Below are 21,891 nucleotides of genomic sequence, written 5' to 3'. Positions count from 1 at the left end.
TCGGGTAGTACAATTCCGGCTGCCCGCTTAAAATCCGCGTCGGTCCATTAGCTCAGCAGGATAGAGCGGCTGCCTCCTAAGCAGCAGGTCGCACGTTCGACTCGTGTATGGGCCATTTTTTTTGCTTTTGTTTTGATTTTTTTGTTGACAACCGCGCTTTTGTGCGTTACTGTAAAGCTATGTTTGACGATGACGATTACGACGGCGACGAAGCGGAAGAAAACTTTTACGCCGACATCCCCGATGAAGCTTTTTATTACGAAGAATCCGCACACAAATACGGTTTCCGCTTAGGTTATAAAGAAGCGTCCGAAGGTATAGATTCGGAAAGCACGGTAGAAAATTTCGACTATCCTGAAGATGCCGACCCGGAAGCTGTGGAAATCTTTAAAGAAGCGTATTTTGAAGGTGTGGACCGGTTTAACAGCAGTGCCGACAGCGGCGATGACGAAGAAGACGAATGGAATTAACGGGTAAGTTCCAGCACGTTTTTCAGTTTATACACGTCTTGCACACCGCTTACTAAAATACCGCCCATTCCCATTTCCAGCGGTACGGCAATATCTATATCGTACCGGTCGCCTACGCTTATGCATTGCTCTACGGGAGTTGCGGCACGCTTTAGGGCAAGTTCAAATACTTTCGGGTCGGGTTTTGCCGTTTTACACGTGTCAAATCCTATAATTTCGCTTATAAACGGCTGTGCTCCCAGTATTTCAAGCGTTTTGCGCCCTATCGAAGCGGGGTTGTTTGTAATGCACAGCAAGCGGTAAATGGCTGCAAGTTCTTTTAAAGAATCCGCTAAAGCTTCGTCGAACGACAAGTAGTTTTCAGGATGGGTTAATTCTTTGCGCCATGCGATAATTTCATCGGTTTGTACGCCCATATCGTGCAAAGCGTTGTTTAAAGCCGGTCTTTTTCCGTCGTGCAGTTTTGCCCATTCTTCCCGATACGAATTTACCATTTGCCGCGCTTTTTCGTTGCTGAAATTCCTGCTTTGCGCAAAGGCACGGATTTGAGAATCGATTTGCTCGTTTACATACTCGTCGTTTTTGTATAAAGTTCCATCGATATCAAAAATAATCGTTTTAAGATTTTCCGGTATGCGGTAAACGGTCATCGCTTTACTCCGTTTTTACCAATTTTTCGATAATCGTGCGGTTATCCAAAAGTTTGCTTAAAGATTGATTGTGGTGCAAGCGCGCGATAATGTTTGCAAAAAGCCCGCTGACGTCGGTGTTGATATACCATTCACATTTAAGCAGCTCTTCGTGATATACCGCATTTGTTCCTATTATGCGGTAAAAATGCCCTTTGGCATACGCTTCGTTAAACAACTCTATGGCGTTTCCGTTAAAAAACGGCAAACTTATTGCGGCAATAACTTTTGTAGCGCCCTGTTCTTTTAAAAATTCCATAGCTTTTAAAAGCGTGCCGCCGCTTCCGAGCATATCGTCGGCTAAAAAAGCAACTTTACCGTGTACATCGCCGAGCAGTTTAATCGATTTAATATTAGTGTCTTTTGCACTTTGAGTAACAACAGAATAATCCCGTTCTTTATAAATCATAGCAAGCGGTTTTTTTAATCCGTTTGAATAGAATTTATTGCGGTCAACCGCTCCCGTATCGGGCGAAACGATAACAATGTCTTCGGTGTTGCCGGTAAGATCCACCAGCTTTGTTAATTCGCGGATAATTTGATAACTTGCGTGTAAATTTTCCAAATTGATTTTTGAAAATGAATTTTCTATTTCACGTGAGTGAATGTCGAGCGTAATGATGCGGTTTACGCCCATGTTTTCGTAAATATGAGCCAAAAGGCTTGCCGTCAGCCCCTCGCGTCCCTTTTTTTTGTGCTGTCTGCTGTATGGATACACGGGTAAAACCAAAGTAATTTTTGCCGCTCCGGCTTGACGCACCGCATCGATAGTTACTAAAAGCGACATAACATGATCGTTTACCGAAAAAGTACATTTGTTTTTGCCGCCGTTTAAACTTAATGTTTGATGATTTTCCGTATCTTGAAATATATATACGTCTTTGCCGCGTATGCAGCTTTTTATTTCGGTTTTAACTTCGCCGTTCATAAAGTATGTGAATTCGGCATCCGTTTTAAAAACCGGCGGACGGTACGAATCTACGTTTTCCCTTACAAACAAATCGGCAGACTGCATATCATCACGGTAATTGATTTCTTTATCAAGACTGTCTTTGTCTTTGTCATAACGCTTGGAAAGCGCTTCTTTTTTTACATTATAACGGTGCTTGTAGATATGTCGTAAGTGTGCAGTTACGGCATCGGCAAACGATTGACCACCCGGGCAGGCGATAACGGCAAGATTTGTCGGATCTGAATAGGGCATTGAAACCTCTTTTTATGCGACCTTGCATAATCATACCATACTTTTGCCATATTTTCAAGTGTAAAAAAGTTGTAAAATCTTGACACTTTTTTTACAATAACGCAATATAACATTGTTATGAATCCACGCAAAGGTTTTTCAGCTTCCGTACCGTCCTCTTTTGCCGGCAAAACCGGTACCGACAACAAAGTCGGCACTGAAAGAAAAGCCGGCACAGAAAAGCTTTCTTCCAAAGAAATGCTTTTAAAATGTGCCGCCGTCGAATTTTTAAAAAAAGGCTGGACAAAAAGTTCCATGCGCGAAATTGCAAAACAAGCCGGCGTTACCACCGGTTCTTTGTATTTTCATTTTAAAAATAAAGCCGAACTGTTTGATGCATTGGTAAAAGATGTATATGATGCTTTTTTAAGCAATCACCGTTCAATGTACGAAATTTTTTTTGCTATGGAGCCGAATAGAAAAAAAATGAGCTCTTTCCGTTTTGAAAGCAGAAAAAAAGTGGTCGATTTTATCTACCGAAATTACCGTGCCGTAAAACTGTTGGTATGCTGCTCTCAAGGAACACGGTATGCCGACTTTTTTCAACTGATGATGGAAGATACGTATAAAGCAGACCTTCGTGTTTTTTCGATGTGCAAAGATAGCAACCTTTTTGTAAACCAAGATATAGATTGGCGTTTATATTCGGTGATAGATAAAAGCTTTTGGGCGTGTCTGTTCGAAACAGTCAAACTTGATATTCCCTACGAACAAGCGCTCAAATACGTTGCCTTGCTTGATGACTTTTATGAAACCGGCTGGCGCAAAATCATCTTAAAACCCGAAGACTACAGCGTCGAAGCGTATAAACCCTATGGGAACCGTTGACATATGAAAACAGTACGCTGCCCATGGTCTGAAAAAAGCGAAGAAGAAAAACTGTATCACGACAGCGAATAGGGTATTCCCGTGCACGATGATAAAAAGCTGTTTAAAATGCTCATCTTGGAAGGAATGCAGACAGGCTTAAGCTGGGCGATTATTCTAAAAAAACGCGGATTTAAATTCGTAGATTCTACTATTGTTGTCGATGAGCGCACCGCAACTCTAGCTGATTCTCCGATTTCAGCATATTTCTTTCTTATCTCTTTTTCCAATTGAGCGGGAAAATATCCTGCTGCAATTCTTTTCCGAAATTCTCTGGCGGCGGATAACAATCTCTGTTCATCCGTTTGCTTTTCTACAAGTGTCATTTTTATGTATTTGCGCAAAATCAAGTATCATTTTTGCTTCTCCATACTTAAATTTTTCAAAACTATGCCGTTATTTTTCTATATATTTATTTACTATTCCGGATATAAATGTCAGAAGTATTTCATTAAAATAGTCTTTATTAAACTGATAATAATGAGAACATAATAAAAAAATTCCGCTAAACGCATTCAATAAGCCTTTTTTATCTGTTCGCTTCGTCAATTCAGCTATACTCAGCGCCTTCGTCCCCTTATCGTGAAATAAATCCAGTGCCGATTCCAATATCTTTTCTTTTATTTTGATTCTTTCTTGTTCGGTAAAAGCTTTGGCCATCATCCGCTCCTCAGTGCGTTTTCACTTTATATTGCAATGAATATTTTACAATTTATTCACAGAAGTGATATAAAACCGGATAACTGAGATGTATTTTTGCCGGATTTCCAAGTTGTCGTATATTACTCGGCATATGTATGATTGTATAACAGGCACTATGAGAAGTTCGCAGACGGCAGGGTGAAGGATATCGAGGACGCAATCCCATTTGCCCTGCCGGAGAGTTGGGCATGGTGTAGACTGGGGGAGATTTACTATCATACAACAGGAAAAGCATTAAAAAAATCTAATGAAAAAGGCTCTTTAAAAAAATATATCACCACATCAAACTTATATTGGGATACTTTTGATTTTTCAAAAGTGAGATACATGTATTTTACAGACGAAGAACTTGATAAATGCACAATAAAAAAAGGCGATTTAGTAGTATGCAATGGCGGAGATGTTGGTAGGGCAGCAATTTGGAATTATGACCACGATATTTGTTACCAGAACCATGTTTCTAGAATGCGTCCAAAGATAAATGGTGTAGAAAATAGATTTTTCTTATATGTTCTGATGTTTTATAAAGAACAGAATTTACTTAGTGGAAAAGGAATAGGTATTTCATCTCTTTCAGCCAGTGATTTGTTATCTGCAATAGTTCCACTTCCGCCAACTAATCAACAAAGACTTATTGTTTCTGAAATGCAGAAAATCTTTTATCAAATCAATCTACTGGCACAAAACAAAGCCGACTTACAGGCAGCCGTCAAACAGGCAAAGTCAAAAATCCTTGATCTTGCAATCCGAGGGAAGCTTGTTCCGCAAGATCCTGACGATGAACCTGCAAGTGTTATGCTGGAAAAACTCCGTGCGGAAAAAGAGGCTAAAATCGCAGCCGGTGAGATAAAACGCGGCAAGAATGATTCGTATATTTATAAAAATTCTACTGATAATTGTTATTATGAGAAGTTCGATGATGGAACCGAAAAATCTGTAGAAATCCTCTCTGCCATTCCTGAATCGTGGACATGGTGCCATTTTGGCGATATTTCTGATGTAATAAACGGAAAAAATCAATCACAGGTAGAAGATGACACTGGTGAATATCCAATTTATGGAAGCGGCGGTATTATGGGATACGCTAATGACTATATTTGCCCGGAAAATTGCACAATAATCGGACGCAAAGGTTCAATAAACAATCCTACATTTATGGAAGAAAAGTTCTGGAATGTCGACACTGCTTTTGGTCTTGCACCATCATCAATTATTCTGCCTCGATATCTATTTTATTTCTGTAAATCATTTGACTTTACATCACTAGACAGCAGTACAACTTTGCCAAGTTTAACCAAAGCAAATATTCAGCATATCTTATTTCCCTTGCCGCCATTCGCTGCACAACAACGGATTTTAGATAAAATTGATGAGCTTTTTAGTCAATTAGACAAGATTTTTTTGAATATCGTCTAAAGCATTAAATATTTCTTCAATTTTAGCAACGATTCTTTTTTGCTCTGAAATTGGAGGAACTGGATAAAGCCATTTTGTAATATCATCTCCGGTAATTGAAGGCGAATTATCACCTTTCATAAATTTATTCAGACCGTTTACTACATATTGAGATGTCATCATATAAAAAGCGTATTTGGATATCAACGTATTATTTGGACGGCAAACATAAAATCCTGTCGATGCAATACAATCTGAATAATGTTCTGGTACAAGTGCAATATTTTCTAAATAAGGACGGACTAAAGAGAATAATATATCTCCGTTTTCTACTTCTCTTGAGGCACGACAGGGGGCTTTTGCGACTTCTATAACCTTAGGATACCTAATTCTATGAGTCTGATTATCAATAGCATCAATATCAATATATCTAAAATTATGTCCAGATGGAATTTTAGTAGTCATAGAAGAGAATATTTCTTTACCCTTTTGCCATTGCCAGTTTGCCGGCAGTTCAAAAGGAATCTCATTATCAATACAAACATCATTTTTCCCCTCGAACTTCTCATAATAACAAGAAGCCACACTACAAGTATACTTTCTATTAAGCGAGATATCGCTAATCTTGTTTATTGGGAGGTCGTTATGGAAAACGGCACAAATTTTGAAGAGTATTTAAAGAAAAGCAATCTTTCTCAAAACACTCTTACGTCGTATTTATGGACAGTTAAATACTACACAGAACATTATGATTCTGTCAGCAAGGAAAATCTGCTTGCATACAAAGGCTATCTGATTGAATTCTTTAAACCGAAAACGGTAAATTTAAGGATTCAGGGAATTAACAAGTATTTGCAGTTTATTCATAAAGATCAGCTGCAGTTAAAATTTGTAAAAGTCCAGCAAAAAAACTTTCTTGAAAATGTTATCAGCAATGCGGACTACCAGTTTTTAAAATCGAGTCTTAAAAAAGACGGAAACTATGAATGGTATTTTGTCGTGTGGTTCCTCGCCGCGACAGGGGCGCGAGTCAGCGAGCTTATTCAGATAAAAGTTGAGCATGTTAAGTTGGGATATTTTGATCTATATTCAAAGGGCGGAAAGCTCAGGCGGCTCTATATTCCAAAAATTTTGAAGGAAGAAGCCTTGCAATGGCTGGAATCAATCGGTCGTCAGTCCGGCTATCTCTTTCTCAATCGCTTTGAAAAGCACATTACTACTCGCGGAATTGCTCAGCAGCTAAAGAATTATGCCAGAAAGTACGGGATAAGTGAAAAAGTTGTGTATCCGCATTCATTCCGGCACCGATATGCAAAGAATTTTCTTGAAAAGTTCAATGATATTTCTCTTCTTGCCGATTTAATGGGGCATGAAAGTATTGAAACAACACGTATTTACTTGCGCCGCACCGCAAGCGAACAGCGGGAACTGGTTGATAGCATTGTAACGTGGTAAATTGATGATCACAGATAAAATCTAAGGGAATGCCGCTCACAAAAAGATCGTCCTCAAGTCGGAGTTTTGTAAACTTGAGGACAACCGATTTAGTTCAATCGATAGGTCTTAACGGTTACCGTGTAACGAGAGTGACAATGTCTAATAAAATATATGTGTGTCATAATTCTTCCGGTTCTCTTTACACAGAAACAATGCATGGCTCATTGTAATCCGGAATGAGTGAATCATGTGTGATAAGGGTTAGTTTGTCAATTTTTGCTTGTGAAAGTAAGAGTTTATCAAACGGGTCATGATGTTCCGGCGTATGTATAGGACGCTGCAGCGTATCGACAGCAAGAATATGCCTCCGCTCTATCGGATATTCTAAAAATCCCTGACTTTCACACAATTCTATAAATCTTTTAGGCGACAGGCTCATCTGCTTCGGCTTGCGTGAATGTTTTATACTGATTTCCCATACAGACACAAGAGAAAAATAAATTTCATTTTCCTCGTTTTCTATAATAGTACGTGCTTTTACTGAAAGCTGATCATCTCCTGTTAAAAACCAAATCAAAATGTGTGTGTCGCAAAGAATTTTCATCATACAGCTCCAAAAAGTTTTGCAATTTCGCCGTTATCTTCATCAAAATTCTTCGGATACGAAAATTCGCCTTTTGCAACACCAAAACAACGCTTCGCTCTTTTAGTCTGCGCATGAACAGGTTCAACTACCTTTGTATTTTTTAAATTATCTGCAATCATAGAGAGAAGCTGAATTTTCTGTTCATAAGGCATTTCTAAAACCTGAGTTTCTATTTGAGCATATTGTTCACAGGACATCTGCAACCCTCCACATAGTTTTATTGAAGACCTCAAAAAAATCTAATCACGTTTTCAGATATGTCTTATTATAACATAGGTTTCTATTTTTATGCTAGATTATCGTATATTTGATAAGCACTACTGCCCCAGATCTTTCAAAAGGCAGCTACTCTGTTGGCACTGCCGTGATAAAATCAAGCTGAGCAAACAGTTCTTCAATTTTGGCAATGATGCGTTTTTGTTCAGCGAGCGGAGGAAGGGGGATGAGAAAATCATTTATTTGAGCAAGAATAATACGTTTTAACGCAGAACCTTTTGCATCCTTTTTCATTTTGTTTTGTAACAAATCAGATATTAAAATATACGCTAGAAACCAAGATAAAATTTCATTTGAAGGTTTGATAAGAGCAACACTCGACAACATGCTAAAAGGGTAATTTAACTTATTAACAGCAACTTCCCCAATAGTTCCGTCTTTAGTTAATAAAACATCATTCAATTCAGGTGAACATCTACTGTAAATAGACTCATGTATTTCTTTAGAAACATACGTTGCATCATCTAAACAAATCTTTAGATTTTTTATATTTTTTGCTGTAATATAAGCAAAGTCCCCTGAAACACTATTCGGTGGTGAATTATGCGTACCATCAGTAATTGGTTTTCTGCATACTTCAGGCAGTTTACACCAAGCCCATCCATCCGGTACATTAAACGGAATTTCATCGGAAATATTTTCCTCGCAGCCATCAGTATATTTTTGATAATAACAATTATCAGTAGAATTTTTATAAATATACGAATCATTCTTGCCGCGTTTTATCTCACCGGCTGCAATTTTAGCCTCTTTTTCCGCACGGAGTTTCCCCAGCATAACACTTGCAGGTTCATCGGCAGGATCTTGCGGAACAAGTTTCCCGCGGATTGCAAGGTCGAGGATTTTTGACTTTGTCTGTTTGACGGCTGTCTGTAAGTCGGCTTTGTTTTGTTCTAACAAATCGATTTGTACAAAAATTGTTTCAATTTTTGCGACGATGCGTTGCTGCTCCGATAAAGGTGGAAGAGGGATAAGAGTAGCTATAATTTTTTCTTTAGAGATATTTGGTTGTGCTCCACCAAAACCAAGTAGTATAAATTTTTCCCTGTGTTGCAATAAGAAATAAAATAAATATTTATTTGATATCCCCTTAAAATCACTGCAAACACAACAAGCTTGATTTGTCGTAGCCGGAGTTGATAATATTCCAAGTTTTCCGATTGTTGCTCCGTACATAGCAATACAAATAGAATTTGTTGGATTTAGTTTTAACGAGGTTTGACAATACGCTTCTTCTGTAATTTTATTAGGGATATCTGTAATAATCCCATCATTTAAATCACCTGTTAATAGCCATGGAATAGTCCCATTTTTATAAAAAGCAATGTTTTTCCGATTTGGTGTACTTCCTGCGCGCCAAACACCAATCTCTCCCAGTCTACACCATGCCCAACTCTCCGGCAGGGCAAATGGGATTGCGTCCTCGATATCCTTCACCCTGCCGTCTGCGAACTTCTCATAGTGCCTGTTATCACCGAAAAAAATATACGAATCATTTTTACCGCGTTTCAGTTCACCGGAAGCGATTTTTTTCTCTTTTTCTGCACGGATTTTTTCAAGGAGTATGGTTGCACTCTCATCGGCCGGGTCCTGCTTTACCAGCTTTCCATGAATTGCGAGGTCTAAAATTTTTTGGCGTAATGCATTTGTGTTCACGTTATAATCTCCCGATGCCCGCTTTTATCGGTTTCCCTTTATCATTCTTTAATTCCTTCAATCAGTTTGGAAAGTTCGGTAACCGCTGCGGCAATGTTTGCGCTTTTGGTTTGAATTGTCTGCATCAGTTCGGCAAGGGAACAATCTACTGTATCGGAACCGTCTTTTATCCAAGAAATATCCAGACCGGTTTTATCCCGTGCAAGCAGTTCATCGACATGATATTTACGCCATCTTCCCGCCGGATTTTCGGGCGACCACGTTTCTTTTCTGTCTTCAAAATGTCCTGCGCAGTAGCAGCTTACAAAGTCTTCAAGGTCGGACCGTTTAAGCGGTTTCGTTGCAAGTGTGTGTTTAATCCCTGTCCGGTAATCGTAATACCATGTCTCTTGTGTCGGGCTTCCTTTTTCAAAGAACAGTACATTTGCTTTTACGCCGTTTGCGTAGAAAATACCGGTCGGCAAACGAAGAATCGTATGAAGATTAAAATCTTTTAGAAGTTTTTTGCGGAGAATTTCTCCGGCGCCGTCAGCAAAAAGCACATTATCGGGGAGAACAATTCCGGCTCTTCCGCCGTCTTTTAACATGACCATCATGTGCTGTAAAAAATTTAACTGGTTATTGCTTGTCGTTACAATCAAATCGGAACGCATTGTCGAAATATCGACGCTTCCTGCAGGCCGAGCACCGAAAGGCGGATTTGCAAGAATTACATCTACAAGGTGTTCGGGTTCGTGTTCCAAACTATCTTCACATTTAATCGGTGTGGTGTCCGCTCCAATGTCATGAAGATAAAGGTTCATAGAAGCCAATGTTACGACAAGAGGCGTAATGTCATTTCCCCTAAGAGCCTTAGTTTGTAAGAAATCCACTTTGCTCTGTTCGTCGCTTTGTTTGCGCATATAGTCATAGGCAGCGAGCAAGAATCCTCCGGTTCCGCACGCCGGGTCGGCAACGGTTTCCGTAATTTTCGGCTGAACAACATCAACCATAGCATTAATCAAGGGGCGCGGCGTAAAGTACTGCCCTGCTCCGGATTTTTTATCCTGTCCGTTTTTTTCAAGAATACTTTCGTAAATTGCACCTTTTAGGTCTCCGTCCATACTGAACCAGTTTTCTTCATCAATCATTCCGATCAGTTTTTTAAGAAGAGCCGGTTTTGTAATCTTATTTTGTGCTTCCGTAAAAATTGCGCCGATAAGTCCGTCAGTTGCCTGTAAAATTTCCAGAATCTTTTCATATTTTGCAAGTTGATCATGTCCGTCCAGTTGAACAATATCTTTCCACTTACTTCCGTCAGGAAGTGCACTGCCTAAACCGTATGATTCTTTTTCAAAATCCATTTTTAGAAATAAGAGATATGTCAGTTGAATAATATAATCCGTAAATCCGACACCGGCTGCTGCAAGAACATCCGCCATGTTCCAAACTTTTTTCGTAAGCGCCTGTTCCGGTTTTGCCGGCATTGCTTGTTTTTTTGCCATTTTTATGCTGCCTTTCCGTAGAATAAATATTTGGAGATTGTCTGCATTTCCGCGTTTAGTTTATCGGCTCCGAAGATTGGAACGGCTTTTACGAACAAATCATGTTTTGCATTGTTTAATTCAATGTTCGTGATACAACCGTTTTGTACGATGTATTCTGCAATCTGCCGCACGATTTCAATTTGTTCCGGCGTAAATTTACGCCAAGCCTGTCCGCAATAAAGGTTAAAATAGCTGCCGAATCGCCTTTTAAGGGACACAAGTTCATCATCCAACTTATACCCGTATCTTACCAGTTGAATAAGATTGGTAAAAACGCCCAGTTCCGTTTCTCTGTTTAAAGGTTTTACTTTTCCGCTTTCTCCATCCAGCGTTTGATAGCACGTCCACAAGAATTCCGGCTTGAACTGGCTATTATACGCAATCAGTTTCTTTTCCAAATCTTTAAGCATCGTATACGTGATGGCGATTTTTTCCTGATTATAAAGAATTCTTAATGCTTCAATTTCATCTTTATTGTCATCAAGATAGGTTTCAAATGTAACGATATATTCTTTTACCTGCTCTTTTGAAAATCCTGCATAAATTAACGAGTCCTGTTTTTCAAGGGCAATTTTAATAAATCCGGCATTGATTTCCAAAAGTTTTTTGCGGGCTTTTACATTGTTTATGAGCAGGGAAATCAAAATCTTTCTTTCCGTATTCGGCTCATTAATATCTTTGTAGGGGGGTAAACTGCAAGACTCGGGTGCGATTGATTCAAAAATATTTACAGCCAATTGTTTTACGGTAATAGCGCCGAGTAAGTCATTAAGTTCGATAATATCTTCCGATTCGGCTTTTTTATTTACGCGTGAAAGATAGTCTGCTAAAAGTTCCAAATTATTATCGGATAATTCTCCGTGTGCAAGATGTTCAAGAAGGTCCTTGAGCGGCAAGACTTTTTTTACATCGTCGTTTCCGCCCGGAGCCGGCATTGATTTTTCGTGTTCTGTTACGCCGACAGCATCCACAAGATAGTAAAAGTCTTTTGAGGCCGCATTTGAGGTTACGTTTCTTAGTTTATCGTCGGCAAATGTTCTGCATCCGCGTCCTTTCATCTGAGTGTAGAGAACTTCGGAATGTATATCGCGCATAAAAACAAGAATTTCCAAAGGTCTGATATCGGTGCCTGTTGCAACAAGCGTAACGGTAATTGCAATCCGAAAATCTTTATCATTTCTAAAATCGCTGATCAGTTGATTTGAATTTCCGGATTTACACGTAATCAACTGGGCATAATGTTCCGGGATTTCTCCGTTAGGAAATTCGTTTTTGAAAACCTTTTTGATTGCTTTCAATATGTCTTCTGCATGGTTTTCTGTTTTTGCAAAGAAAAGCGTTTTTGGAATCATAGTCCAATCTTTTTTTCTGTCCGGGTACAGAGACTCATAGATGGAATCTTTATATGCTTGAACAACCGTTTCGATTTGTGCCGGAATCACGACACTTCTATCTATATCCGTTTTGGTGAATTGCCGGTCTTCATGCTGCTTTTGAGTTTTTCTTTTACCGCTCCAGTTGGAAACTTTTTTGATTTTTTCACCGTCTTTAATGGTGCCGCCGCTTTCCGAGATTTCGGTTTTAATTCTATACACACGCGGAGGAACATTAACGCCGTCGGCAATAGATTTTTCCAAAGTGTAATTTACTACTCGGTTTTTATTAAAAAACGCTTCAGCTTCCGGTGTCGGAGTTGCCGTCAGTCCGATGATTTTTGCATTATTAAAATAGGTAAGAACCTGCCGCCAATCTCCGTAAATCGAACGATGACATTCATCAATTATAATTACGTCAAAGAAATCCGGCGGTAAAAGTATGTTTCCTGTAAACTGAATCCGTTTCCCCGGTGCGTTTTCATCATTATCCGTTTCTTCGTCATCGTCGGCATCGTTTATTTCTTGCCCCGTGAGTACTGCAAAAAGCCGTTGGATCGTTGAAATGACGACACTTGCATTTCCTATTTTTTCAACGCTTTTAAGACGATGAACAATGTATTCATCGGAAAAAGGATTACCGGTTTCCGTAAGTTTATATGTTCCGAACTCGCCTTCGGCTTGCTTCCCAAGATTGTTACGGTCGACAAGGAAAAGAACCCGCTTTGCGGATGTATAATTCAAAAGACGATATGCTGCGGTACAAGCAGTAAATGTTTTTCCGGCACCCGTAGCTAAAACGATAAGAGCCTTTTTGAATCCCTGCTTAAATGAAAGTTCCAGCTTCGTGATTGCTTCAAATTGACATTCCCTTAAACCTTTTGACCCTACAGACGGGACGGAAGGAAGTTTTGCATATTCCGAATCAATGTCGCCGCCCGCCAATCTAACAATATCTTTCGGGGTGAGCATTTTTTTAAGAACTTTATAACTCGGTTTTTCGTCGTGCATATCCTTAAAGAGCAAAGTCTCGCCGTTTGAAAGAAAAATAAACGGAAGCGGAATTTTCCATGCCCGTACCCAATCGGGCAGAATATTTCCGTAATTTTGCGCTTGTTCTGCAACTTCAAGGCCTAAATTATTCTCTTTTCTTTTTGCTTCAAGAACCCCTATAGCCTTTCCGTCAAGATAAAGAATGTAATCAGCTTCTTTATTACCTTTTAAGATATTTTCACGAACGGCTTGTGCATTTATCGCTTCGGGAACAAACTCATCCCGGTTGACTACCGTCCAGCCGGCATCTTCAAGATATGCATCTATATAAACACGCGCTTGTTGCTCAGGCAATAGGCCGTCATATCTGAAATTATGATTGTTTTTGTATTCCGTCATAAATATATCCTGATGTTCTCATATCCCAAAAGTATAGGAACAATTATAACACTATTTTAGTTATTTTGACAGCTGTTATAACATTGTGAAAACTCTGTTACATTCTTTGCCGCACGAATGCCGTGTTTGCAACTCAGACATATTTCACTTGACATTTTTTTTACGTTTAAAATATACACATACGTCGGCTTTAACTTTCGCCGCGTTTTTTGTTATAATCAATCGGTTACACAAGGAATATGTATGACACAAAATGAACGTCGCGTTTTTTTAATAGATTGTCTTTTAAAGGAAAACCTCGGTTATCGCATCGCGCGAATACCGGATGACGAGCGGGAACAAAAGGTTTTGCTCCGTTCCCTCATGAACGTCCGTCCGCCGCAGTGCACGAGCGAAGAATTCCTTCGCATACAGGACGAGTATTTACGGGAAGCAATCCGGGAGCGCGGTATTACCGACTTTGCAGAGTTAACACCGGTTGCCGCACACGGGAACGGAATCTTTTACCTTTGGCAGGGCGATATTACCACGCTTAAAATAGACGCGATCGTAAACGCGGCAAACAGTGCTATGACCGGCTGCTGGCAGCCCTGCCACGCGTGCATCGACAACTGCATCCATACATTTGCAGGCGTACAGTTGCGCGCCGTGTGCGCTGACATCATACAAAAACAGGGGCACGAAGAACCGACGGGAAGTGCAAAAATCACGAGAGCGTTTAACCTGCCGTGCAAGTACGTGCTGCACACCGTAGGGCCTATTGTGCAGGAGCGATTACAAAAAAAACACGAAGAACAACTGGCGTCCTGCTATCGTTCCTGTCTTGAACTCGCCGAAGTGCACAACGTAAAAAGTATCGCTTTTTGCTGTATTTCGACCGGAGTCTTTATGTTTCCGAATCGGCGGGCGGCGGAAATTGCGGTAGCAACCGTCCGAAAATACTTCGAGCAAACCGGAAACGGGATGAAAGTCGTGTTTAACGTATTTAAAGACGAAGATTTTGCAATTTACAGCGGAATTTTATAAACGGGAGAAGGTATTAATATGAGCATATATAAATCACAAAAAGGAAAAGAAAAATCACTTTTTTTATATGATAAGCAATTATCAAAATTGAATATGCCGTTTTCAGATATATATGTAAAAACCTCATTTGGAAAAACACATGTGGTAGAGACCGGCAATAAGGCAGGAAAACCGCTGCTGGTGTTTCATGGCGGAAATACGACAACCGCGTACAATCTTTTAAAATTCGATTTTTTATTAAGTCATTTTCACGTATATGCCGTTGTTACAATTGGTTATTGCGTGTGAAAAAGACTGCTTTTTTCCTGCAAAAAAAGTGATACATCGTGCACACCGAATCTTTTCAAATTGCCGGACGGTTGAATTAAAAGAAAGCGGCCATCTGCATATTTTACCGCAAACGGAAAAAGAACGGATTATCGAATTCCTACGAAAAGGCTGATTTCGGCAGCAAACAAACCGGGGGGGGTATGGAAAAATGCGGTTACTTGGTTTAGAGGAATGGAGCAAAAGCGGAACAGCGGACGTAGCGGCCCGAACGCAGTGAGGGAAACCTCCGGAGAAAAAAACGATGAACAATGACTTTCTTTTTATAGCGGATCCCCACAATATTAATCCAAATGAATTCCCTTGGTTTCCAAATTCTTGAGACACTCACGATAATAGCAATCATCATGTTCAGTATATATGGGGTTGAGTACTTCAATGACCGCTAAATTATTATATGCCGGACATTTTCTGCCGCGATAGTCTTTGTCCAACCACTCGGGACTGACCCTGTAGCCTCGTCGATTCATCTCTGCCATAATGAGCCGGTGATAACAATAAAGCAGATAGGGTGAATAACGAAAAACATAATTAACAGTTGCATGCTGCCTGCCCCAGCCGTTTCCGCGCAAGGCACAACACTCCCTATGTTGTCCCAACAGCTGTTGACGCGGGAGTTTGTTAATCATATCTTGATGCCACAGTCTCATCCAACTCTCTCAATATATAACGTAGAGCAGGGTACTTATGTAGTACCCAAAGTTTCCGATACCCTTTTAACCGATTCGATTCTCTCATAACGTGCGGCAAACTGTCAATTGTTAGATAATGAAATACTCTTGTAATGATGCTGCGCAGTGTATACATTGGTGTATACATTGCCGATCGGCGTACAAAGTTTTAAGGTACTACGAGTTGAGGAAGAGTAAGTAGTATTGGCAAACAGAGCCGCATGACAGGAATATCGGGTATTCTATCACGTATGCGCATTCCGTGCATCAATGCAGCAGTTTCCAAAATTCACACTTTGTTCAACTGTTGCATTTTAGGGTGCTATTTGTACGACTTAGAATATGGTCTGCTCGTCCATATTCTAAATCTGGAGCGGCAGCGGAACAGCGGACGTAGCGCCCCTGAACGCAGTGAGGGGAGCCTCCATATAACTATATAATTATTTATGTACCTTTTGTGCTCTGAAATAATCTTCCCTGTAGCGTACATCAAGCAGCCAATGCATGGTTTCAACGCCCCATTCCATTCTCGCATGGTGAAGCAGGTCGGCTGCTGTTAATTCTTTGCTTGATATATAATAATGCCATTCCTCTGTAACCTTTCCCTTGTACTCAAAATGCGTTTTTATCGCACCTATACACTTCAATCCCGGCCATTGCCTATCTCCGGGCATCCATGACGCATCATTCGTCGTGAACGCGCTTCTTGTTTCAATCCTTCCGTCTCCTTTTTCCGTCTTACTCACGCTGTTCATTTTCGCTCTCAACTTGTCATCTTGAACATATTCTTCGATATCCGCCTTTAATGTCTGCTGATTGCTCTGGAACACATCATCAATACCAGATTAGGCCTATCCATACTAAAAAGATAAGCCATTGTTTTTGTATACGTTGATCCGATTATTTTGTCATCGCTGTTTTTCGATTTATTTTTACGATTACTGTAAATCTTTGATAACTCGAAATCAAAGAAAAAATTAATAGACTTACACAAAAAACACACCGAATGATAAAAACGAGCGATGGCAAATATATACTGCAGAGCACAATTACGGTAGGTAAAATATAAAACCCTATTGCTGTATATCGTCCGACACGGTCAAACATAAAAACATGAGATCGGATCTGCATACGTCTTACCAGGCGCGAGGTCAAGATAAATTCGAAAAGTTTTACGGTAATAAGCACCAGAAACCAAGCAGGTAAACAGCCCAAGCGGTACAGTGCGAAGCTTGAGGTCATAATATAGAAAAAGTCACAGATGACATCTGCTATTGCACCAAAGCTGCTTTGAACATGAAATGCACGGGCACATTTTCCGTCCAAAAAATCGCTTACCGCAATACCCAAGAACAAGCAAAGATAATAAATGCCGCGGATAGTTCCCGTTGTTATTTCCATATAAGCGAAGACGGATAACGGTATTCTGAATAACGTTAAACAATTAATGAGCACAAACGCTGCATATTTTTTTCCGGCAGTATACATATTTTATTCCCTTATTTTACTGAATAAATATTATTTAATATTCATTTATTTTCACACGCTAAAAATGAAGCTTTTCTCTGGTTAACGAGGCAACCTTATTTGGTTGCCGAAGTTACACCTTTTATAAAGTACTTCACGAATGTCTGGAGCGTTTCGCTATATCCTTCAAACTCATGCCCGCTAACATGACAATCAATATAATAGATAAAGTCAAATACTTTTAATACTTTACCGATGAGATCAGGCGCGATTTTTTCTTTTTGCAATCGTTTAGAAACCGTTTCTTGTAAAAATCGGTAAAACGAATTATTCTCTCTTCCGGTCTTTGAATAATAATAATCGTGCAGCATTTTTGAAACGGAACCGTTATTCCACTCAATTAAAATATTATTGTTCATAACATTTTTAACCGTATATGCAAAAAACTGCTCAATAAGCTGTTCTATATCCCCTTCCCAATTAATTTCTTGTATAAGCCGGTTCCTTACCGTTTCATTTTCATCAATATATACTTCTAAAAAAATTGCTTGTTTTGAAGGATAATAATTGTAGAACGATCCTACTGCTACCCCTGCCTTTTTTGCAATCTGTGCAATGTTGGTCTTTTTATAACCGTTTTTTAAAAATAAAAAATGAGCAGCGGATTGCAGCTTTTCTTTTTTATCATCCATAATTGTAACACCATCCTGAATGAATTTTTTATAATATTCATTCAGAGTATAGTCATTATTGACGAATGTGTCAATAATAGCGTAGGAAATCTTCTAAAAATATATACCTGAATTTTTAGGGATACCCTGTCGATATTGAGCCAGACACCACACCGTAAAATATAACGGTACAATGCATGGGGCATCTTTGCTGCCTGCTTCTCATGCTCTTTTTCAAGCTCGCTAATCAGGGCAGGACACAGTGAGGCAACGAATTTCATCATACAGCGGTTTAGCGAATCCGGTTTTATCAAGGCTAAAAACTCCAGCAGCCAGCCGTAACACGGTATCCGCTTAATTCCAAATGCCTGTGCAAGAAATTTTGATACCGTTTCTGTCGTTGCCCATGAATGTATCCGCATTACGCTCTTTAGTTCGCACATGCTTGCCAGCGTTACGATTATAACAGCGTCTTGTATGCTGCAAAAATATCCGTCATATTCAACTTCCGTTTTGGAACAAGTTTCCTTTAGATTTATTTCCCAACCTTCCAGCTTGCAGCTTCGCGACGCTCGCCGATAAAGTTTCGGTATATGCCGTCCTGCTCCAACAGTTGGGTATGGGTGCCGTGCTGCACAATCTTGCCGTGGTCTACGACGATAATCTGATCGGCTCTCTCTACGGTTTTCAGCCGATGAGCAATCATGATGACGGTCTTTTCTGCGGTGAGCGCTTGGATGGCGTGCATCAGCTCGTTTTCATTTTCGGGATCGATGTTGGCGGTTGCCTCATCCAAAAAGATGACCGGTGCGTTTTTCATCATGGCGCGGGCAATGGAGATGCGCTGCTTTTCTCCGCCGGAAAGGCTTGCGCCGCCTTCACCGACTACCGTATCGTATCCGTGGGGAAGGTTTGAGATAAAGTCATGGCAGCAGGCTTTTTTTGCCGCAGCAATCACATCCTCCATCGGAGCGCCGGGCTGGCCAAAGCGGATATTGTTGGCGATGGTGTCGTGAAATAAATAAACCGATTGGAACACAAAACTGAAATTCGCCATCAAGGAATCCATATCGTAATCCTTCACATTCCGGCCGCCCAGCATAACGGTTCCCCCGTCTACATCCCAGAACCGTGCAAGCAGATTTACCAAGGTGGTTTTTCCTCCGCCGGAAGGGCCGACAATCGCCGTCGTGGTCTTTTCAGGGATATTCAATGAAATGCCGTCAATGATCTTTCGCTTCTCATAAGAAAATGCAATATCCTGCGCAGTAATATTACGCACTGCCGGTTCAATCGTTTCTCCGGATATATCCATCTGCGGCGTGTTCAGAATTTCCTGCGCCCGGTCAACGCTCATATCAACCACGCGCAGCAGTGATGAGTATTGTCCTGCCGTTTCCAGACTCGTGTAGATGATAAATGCGGAGATTACCATGACAACAGCATTCAGCGCGCCCATGCTTCCGGCACAATAAAATGCGCATGAAAAAGCTACCATTGCCACACCGGTCAGCTTGGCGATAAAACTCTGCAATGCTATGCGGGGCACCAGTGTCATTTCCATGTCGGTATTGATGTTACTGTTTTCCGAGATTGCCTCATTTAATTCCCTGCTCTTAACTCCCGTCAAGCGGTAAGCCTTAACCTCGGTCATTCCTTGCAGGTATTCCAGAACCTTTTCTACGAGCCTTTCATCTGCGCGTATCTTTTTTCCCGACACCTTTTCGGAAGCAATCCGGAGACGGCTGTTTGCAAAAAGAAACAACGAAAAACCGCAGAGCAGCACACAGGCGATTCTCCAATCGAAGAAAAACAACATGATGACAATAAGCGAGGTTGTAAGCAAGCCGTCGCAGACAAGCATTACCACACGAGCCGCGATATTTTCAAGGCTTTCCATTATATTAGTTGTAATAGACGTAATCTGCCCGAGGCTGTTGGCGTTAAAGTATCCCATCTGAAGATACCGCATGTGTTCCGCAATCTCCACCCGTTTTTTCGCACAAGTGTCATAGCCCCCCTCGGTCTGCAACATAATAGCCTTTGATTTTAGCAATCCCGATCCTGCAATGCTGATCAGCATAATCCCTAACGAGAGCAGGATATCTTTTGTGTCTACCGTTCCGTTCATCAGTGCCCGAATCATCACCGCAATCGCCGGAATCTTTAGCGCCTCAAACAGAGCTTGAATAACATTGAGCCGAATGGAAGTGATAAATTTCCGGCGGCTTTCTTCATCGCAGAACGCAAAAAACTTTCTAATAACTTTAAGCATGATCTTTCACCTCAATATGTGCATTCCACATCGTTTCATATAACCCGTGACGAGAAAGAAGCTCATCATGGGTTCCGCTGTCTGCAACGGCGCCGTCTTTGATTACATAAATACAATCGGCAGCGGTAATCGTAGAAAGCCGGTGCGCAATCACGATGAGCGTCTTACCCTCCGTCAGCTTAGAGATAGAGCGCTGAATAACCGCTTCGTTTTCAGGATCGGTGTAGGCGGTTGCCTCATCCAAAATGATAATGGGTGCCGCTTTCAGCATTGCTCTGGCAATGGAAATACGCTGCCGCTCGCCGCCGGAAAGATGCCCGCCGGAAGTGCCTACCACGGTATCGTAACCATGCTCCAGCTCCAAAATGAATTCATGGCAACCGCTGTGTTTTGCCGCTTCCTCCACTTCCGCATCAGTTGCATCCGCCCGTCCAATGCGGATATTTTCCCTGACCGTCATATTGAATAGATAATTATCCTGTGAGACAAAGGCGATCTTATCCGAATAGGCCTCTTGCGGAATTTCACGAATGTCCGTATCCCCCAGCAAAATTGAGCCGCTGCTCACATCCCAGAGCGAAGCGATAAGACGCGCAATGGTACTTTTTCCGCTGCCGGAAGGACCGACCAACGCAATAAAACTGCCCTCCGGGATTTCCATAGAAATGCCGTGAAGCACTTCCTTTTCCTTATACGAAAAACGAACATCCTGCAGCTTCAATGTGTTTTTCTTTGGAACAGTTCCGTCTAACGGGCGCTCCATTTCCGGCGCGTTGAGAATACGCTGAATTTCTCCGAAGACGGTTCCCATTGTCCGAATGTCGTCCGAATAACTCATCAAGGTTATAAGCGGTGTGATGATGCCGACAGACAGAATAATAATTGTTACCAGATTCTGCGGCGAGAGGAGACCGGTCTTTACCAGCAATCCGCCGATTGGCAACACGGAAACCATCGTTGCAGGCATAATCACCATAGCGAAGGTAAACGGGATAATACAGGAGCGCATCCAATCGATATAGCTGTGAGCGGCTTCATAGGCATCATGCACGAAGCGGTCGTAGGAATTTTTTGTATTTCCGAAAACCTTGATAACTTGAATACCGCCTATATATTCAACCGCCGTATCATTGAGCGCCTTTGTGGCTGTAACCGTGCGTTGATAAAATTGAGGACTGCCCTTCATCATAAGACCGTAACAGAAAAAGCCAACCGGTATCGTTGCAAGAGAAGCCAGCCCCATACGCCAGTCAATGGTAAAAATATAGATCAAAATGATGACGGGGATCAGTAAATTTGCGGTGAACTCCGGAACGATATGCGCCAGTGTTGTTTCAATGCTGTCGATACGTTCGATAAGTGTATTTTTGAGCGCCCCGGAACTTTGCTCCAGCACCGCCCCCAGCGGCATTCTTGTCAGTTTTTCCGTGCAGCGTTTTCGGATTTCTCCGAGCACTGCAAATGTTGCCCTATGACTTGTCGATGTACTGAGCGCATGAAACAGTACACGGCAAAACCAAAACGCAGCGATAATCAGACAGCGTATCATATAATATGAAAGGTCTTTGTTTCCGCTCATCAAACCGTGTACTATGCCGGCAACAACAAAATACGGTGCGATGGAAAAGGCCACGCCGATAACTGCGAGGATAACACTTAGAACATATTGTCCCTTGTGTTCCCCTGTTTGTCCCAACGCCCACGCGATAGGCGAAGGACTTTTTTCTTTTTCCTTCATAAGCAAACTTCCTTTTGTTAGCTAACAAACAATAGTTAGTATTA

The 21,891-nt window shown here is 41.0% G+C and carries 20 protein-coding genes, 1 tRNA gene and 2 pseudogenes; 7 read left to right on the top strand and 16 right to left on the bottom strand.

Features of this window, described 5'->3' with window-relative positions; translation table 11 throughout:
• Nucleotides 1–41 precede the first annotated feature (41 nt).
• Together HMPREF9193_RS07105 and HMPREF9193_RS11070 are read left to right on the top strand one after the other, a co-directional pair.
• Nucleotides 42–115 (top strand) — tRNA-Arg (locus HMPREF9193_RS07105).
• A gap of 64 nt (nt 116–179) precedes the next feature.
• Nucleotides 180–470 (top strand): hypothetical protein, encoded by a 291-nt coding sequence (locus HMPREF9193_RS11070; protein WP_156882478.1) that lies wholly within the window; start codon nt 180–182, stop codon nt 468–470.
• Here the strand turns inward: HMPREF9193_RS11070 and HMPREF9193_RS07095 are convergent.
• Together HMPREF9193_RS07095 and prs are read right to left on the bottom strand one after the other, a co-directional pair.
• Nucleotides 467–1,120 carry an HAD family hydrolase gene (locus HMPREF9193_RS07095; protein ID WP_021687420.1) on the bottom strand — a complete coding sequence of 218 codons (654 nt, stop codon included), beginning with the start codon at nt 1,118–1,120 and terminating at the stop codon, nt 467–469. The genes HMPREF9193_RS11070 and HMPREF9193_RS07095 overlap by 4 nt on opposite strands.
• 4 nt (nt 1,121–1,124) lie before the next feature.
• Nucleotides 1,125–2,363 carry a ribose-phosphate diphosphokinase gene (gene prs / locus HMPREF9193_RS07090; protein ID WP_021687419.1) on the bottom strand — a complete coding sequence of 413 codons (1,239 nt, stop codon included), beginning with the start codon at nt 2,361–2,363 and terminating at the stop codon, nt 1,125–1,127.
• A 117-nt stretch (nt 2,364–2,480) separates the two neighbouring features.
• Here prs and HMPREF9193_RS07085 point away from each other — a divergent pair, with 117 nt between their 5' ends.
• The gene (locus HMPREF9193_RS07085) at nt 2,481–3,230 is read left to right on the top strand and encodes a TetR/AcrR family transcriptional regulator (RefSeq protein WP_021687418.1); all 750 of its coding nucleotides are present in this window, start codon (nt 2,481–2,483) and stop codon (nt 3,228–3,230) included.
• A 194-nt stretch (nt 3,231–3,424) separates the two neighbouring features.
• Here HMPREF9193_RS07085 and HMPREF9193_RS11520 read toward each other — a convergent pair.
• A pseudogene (locus HMPREF9193_RS11520) lies at nt 3,425–3,601 on the bottom strand (PEP/pyruvate-binding domain-containing protein); the annotation flags it as partial.
• Nucleotides 3,602–3,665: 64 nt separating this feature from the next.
• Nucleotides 3,666–3,929, bottom strand: coding sequence for a TetR/AcrR family transcriptional regulator (locus HMPREF9193_RS07075; RefSeq protein ID WP_040847851.1), 264 nt, complete (start codon nt 3,927–3,929; stop codon nt 3,666–3,668).
• A gap of 147 nt (nt 3,930–4,076) precedes the next feature.
• Here HMPREF9193_RS07075 and HMPREF9193_RS11550 point away from each other — a divergent pair.
• A pseudogene (locus tag HMPREF9193_RS11550) lies at nt 4,077–5,387 on the top strand (restriction endonuclease subunit S); the annotation flags it as partial.
• Here the strand turns inward: HMPREF9193_RS11550 and HMPREF9193_RS07065 are convergent.
• Nucleotides 5,358–5,951: a restriction endonuclease subunit S gene (locus tag HMPREF9193_RS07065; RefSeq protein ID WP_021687414.1), complete on the bottom strand. Its 594-nt coding sequence runs from the start codon at nt 5,949–5,951 to the stop codon at nt 5,358–5,360. The pseudogene HMPREF9193_RS11550 and the gene HMPREF9193_RS07065 overlap by 30 nt on opposite strands.
• 60 nt (nt 5,952–6,011) lie before the next feature.
• On the opposite strand from HMPREF9193_RS07065, the gene HMPREF9193_RS07060 reads away from it, so the two are divergent.
• Nucleotides 6,012–6,821, top strand: a complete 810-nt coding sequence (locus HMPREF9193_RS07060) for a tyrosine-type recombinase/integrase (RefSeq protein ID WP_021687413.1) — start codon at nt 6,012–6,014, stop codon at nt 6,819–6,821.
• A 181-nt stretch (nt 6,822–7,002) separates the two neighbouring features.
• Here HMPREF9193_RS07060 and HMPREF9193_RS07055 read toward each other — a convergent pair whose 3' ends face one another.
• The 5 genes from HMPREF9193_RS07055 to HMPREF9193_RS07035 all read right to left on the bottom strand — a co-directional run bounded on the left by HMPREF9193_RS07055 (nt 7,003) and on the right by HMPREF9193_RS07035 (nt 13,672).
• Entirely contained in the window at nt 7,003–7,410 is a 408-nt protein-coding gene (locus HMPREF9193_RS07055; protein WP_021687412.1) for a type II toxin-antitoxin system VapC family toxin, read from the bottom strand.
• Nucleotides 7,407–7,646, bottom strand: a complete 240-nt coding sequence (locus HMPREF9193_RS07050; protein ID WP_021687411.1) for a hypothetical protein — start codon at nt 7,644–7,646, stop codon at nt 7,407–7,409. Before HMPREF9193_RS07050 ends, HMPREF9193_RS07055 begins: the two co-directional genes overlap by 4 nt.
• A 148-nt stretch (nt 7,647–7,794) precedes the next feature.
• On the bottom strand, nt 7,795–9,381 hold the full coding sequence (locus HMPREF9193_RS07045; protein WP_021687410.1) for a restriction endonuclease subunit S: 1,587 nt from the start codon (nt 9,379–9,381) through the stop codon (nt 7,795–7,797).
• A 41-nt stretch (nt 9,382–9,422) separates the two neighbouring features.
• Nucleotides 9,423–10,865: a type I restriction-modification system subunit M gene (locus HMPREF9193_RS07040; RefSeq protein WP_021687409.1), complete on the bottom strand. Its 1,443-nt coding sequence runs from the start codon at nt 10,863–10,865 to the stop codon at nt 9,423–9,425.
• A 2-nt stretch (nt 10,866–10,867) separates the two neighbouring features.
• The gene (locus HMPREF9193_RS07035) at nt 10,868–13,672 is read right to left on the bottom strand and encodes a type I restriction endonuclease subunit R (protein WP_021687408.1); all 2,805 of its coding nucleotides are present in this window, start codon (nt 13,670–13,672) and stop codon (nt 10,868–10,870) included.
• Nucleotides 13,673–13,915: 243 nt separating this feature from the next.
• Between HMPREF9193_RS07035 and HMPREF9193_RS07030 the strand changes: the two genes are divergently transcribed.
• Both HMPREF9193_RS07030 and HMPREF9193_RS11340 read left to right on the top strand, forming a co-directional pair.
• Entirely contained in the window at nt 13,916–14,698 is a 783-nt protein-coding gene (locus tag HMPREF9193_RS07030; RefSeq protein WP_021687407.1) for a protein-ADP-ribose hydrolase, read from the top strand.
• Between the two features lie 18 nt (nt 14,699–14,716).
• Nucleotides 14,717–14,986 (top strand): hypothetical protein, encoded by a 270-nt coding sequence (locus HMPREF9193_RS11340; RefSeq protein ID WP_021687406.1) that lies wholly within the window; start codon nt 14,717–14,719, stop codon nt 14,984–14,986.
• A gap of 323 nt (nt 14,987–15,309) precedes the next feature.
• Here HMPREF9193_RS11340 and HMPREF9193_RS07015 read toward each other — a convergent pair whose 3' ends face one another.
• The 6 genes from HMPREF9193_RS07015 to HMPREF9193_RS06985 all read right to left on the bottom strand — a co-directional run bounded on the left by HMPREF9193_RS07015 (nt 15,310) and on the right by HMPREF9193_RS06985 (nt 21,847).
• On the bottom strand, nt 15,310–15,675 hold the full coding sequence (locus HMPREF9193_RS07015) for a TIGR02328 family protein (protein WP_021687404.1): 366 nt from the start codon (nt 15,673–15,675) through the stop codon (nt 15,310–15,312).
• A gap of 461 nt (nt 15,676–16,136) precedes the next feature.
• The gene (locus HMPREF9193_RS07010) at nt 16,137–16,526 is read right to left on the bottom strand and encodes an ISAs1 family transposase (RefSeq protein ID WP_021687403.1); all 390 of its coding nucleotides are present in this window, start codon (nt 16,524–16,526) and stop codon (nt 16,137–16,139) included.
• A 70-nt stretch (nt 16,527–16,596) separates the two neighbouring features.
• Entirely contained in the window at nt 16,597–17,184 is a 588-nt protein-coding gene (locus tag HMPREF9193_RS07005) for a CDP-alcohol phosphatidyltransferase family protein (protein WP_021687402.1), read from the bottom strand.
• A 95-nt stretch (nt 17,185–17,279) separates the two neighbouring features.
• Nucleotides 17,280–17,855 (bottom strand): TetR/AcrR family transcriptional regulator, encoded by a 576-nt coding sequence (locus HMPREF9193_RS07000; RefSeq protein ID WP_021687401.1) that lies wholly within the window; start codon nt 17,853–17,855, stop codon nt 17,280–17,282.
• A 514-nt stretch (nt 17,856–18,369) separates the two neighbouring features.
• The gene (locus tag HMPREF9193_RS06990) at nt 18,370–20,109 is read right to left on the bottom strand and encodes an ABC transporter ATP-binding protein (RefSeq protein ID WP_021687399.1); all 1,740 of its coding nucleotides are present in this window, start codon (nt 20,107–20,109) and stop codon (nt 18,370–18,372) included.
• The gene (locus tag HMPREF9193_RS06985) at nt 20,102–21,847 is read right to left on the bottom strand and encodes an ABC transporter ATP-binding protein (protein WP_021687398.1); all 1,746 of its coding nucleotides are present in this window, start codon (nt 21,845–21,847) and stop codon (nt 20,102–20,104) included. Before HMPREF9193_RS06985 ends, HMPREF9193_RS06990 begins: the two co-directional genes overlap by 8 nt.
• Nucleotides 21,848–21,891 lie beyond the last annotated feature (44 nt).

This window comes from Treponema lecithinolyticum ATCC 700332 (assembly GCA_000468055.1).
Classification (GTDB): Bacteria; Spirochaetota; Spirochaetia; order Treponematales; family Treponemataceae; genus Treponema_C; species Treponema_C lecithinolyticum.
The sequence above is the reverse complement of the archived record's forward strand: the minus strand, read 5'-3'. Positions and strand labels throughout refer to the sequence as shown.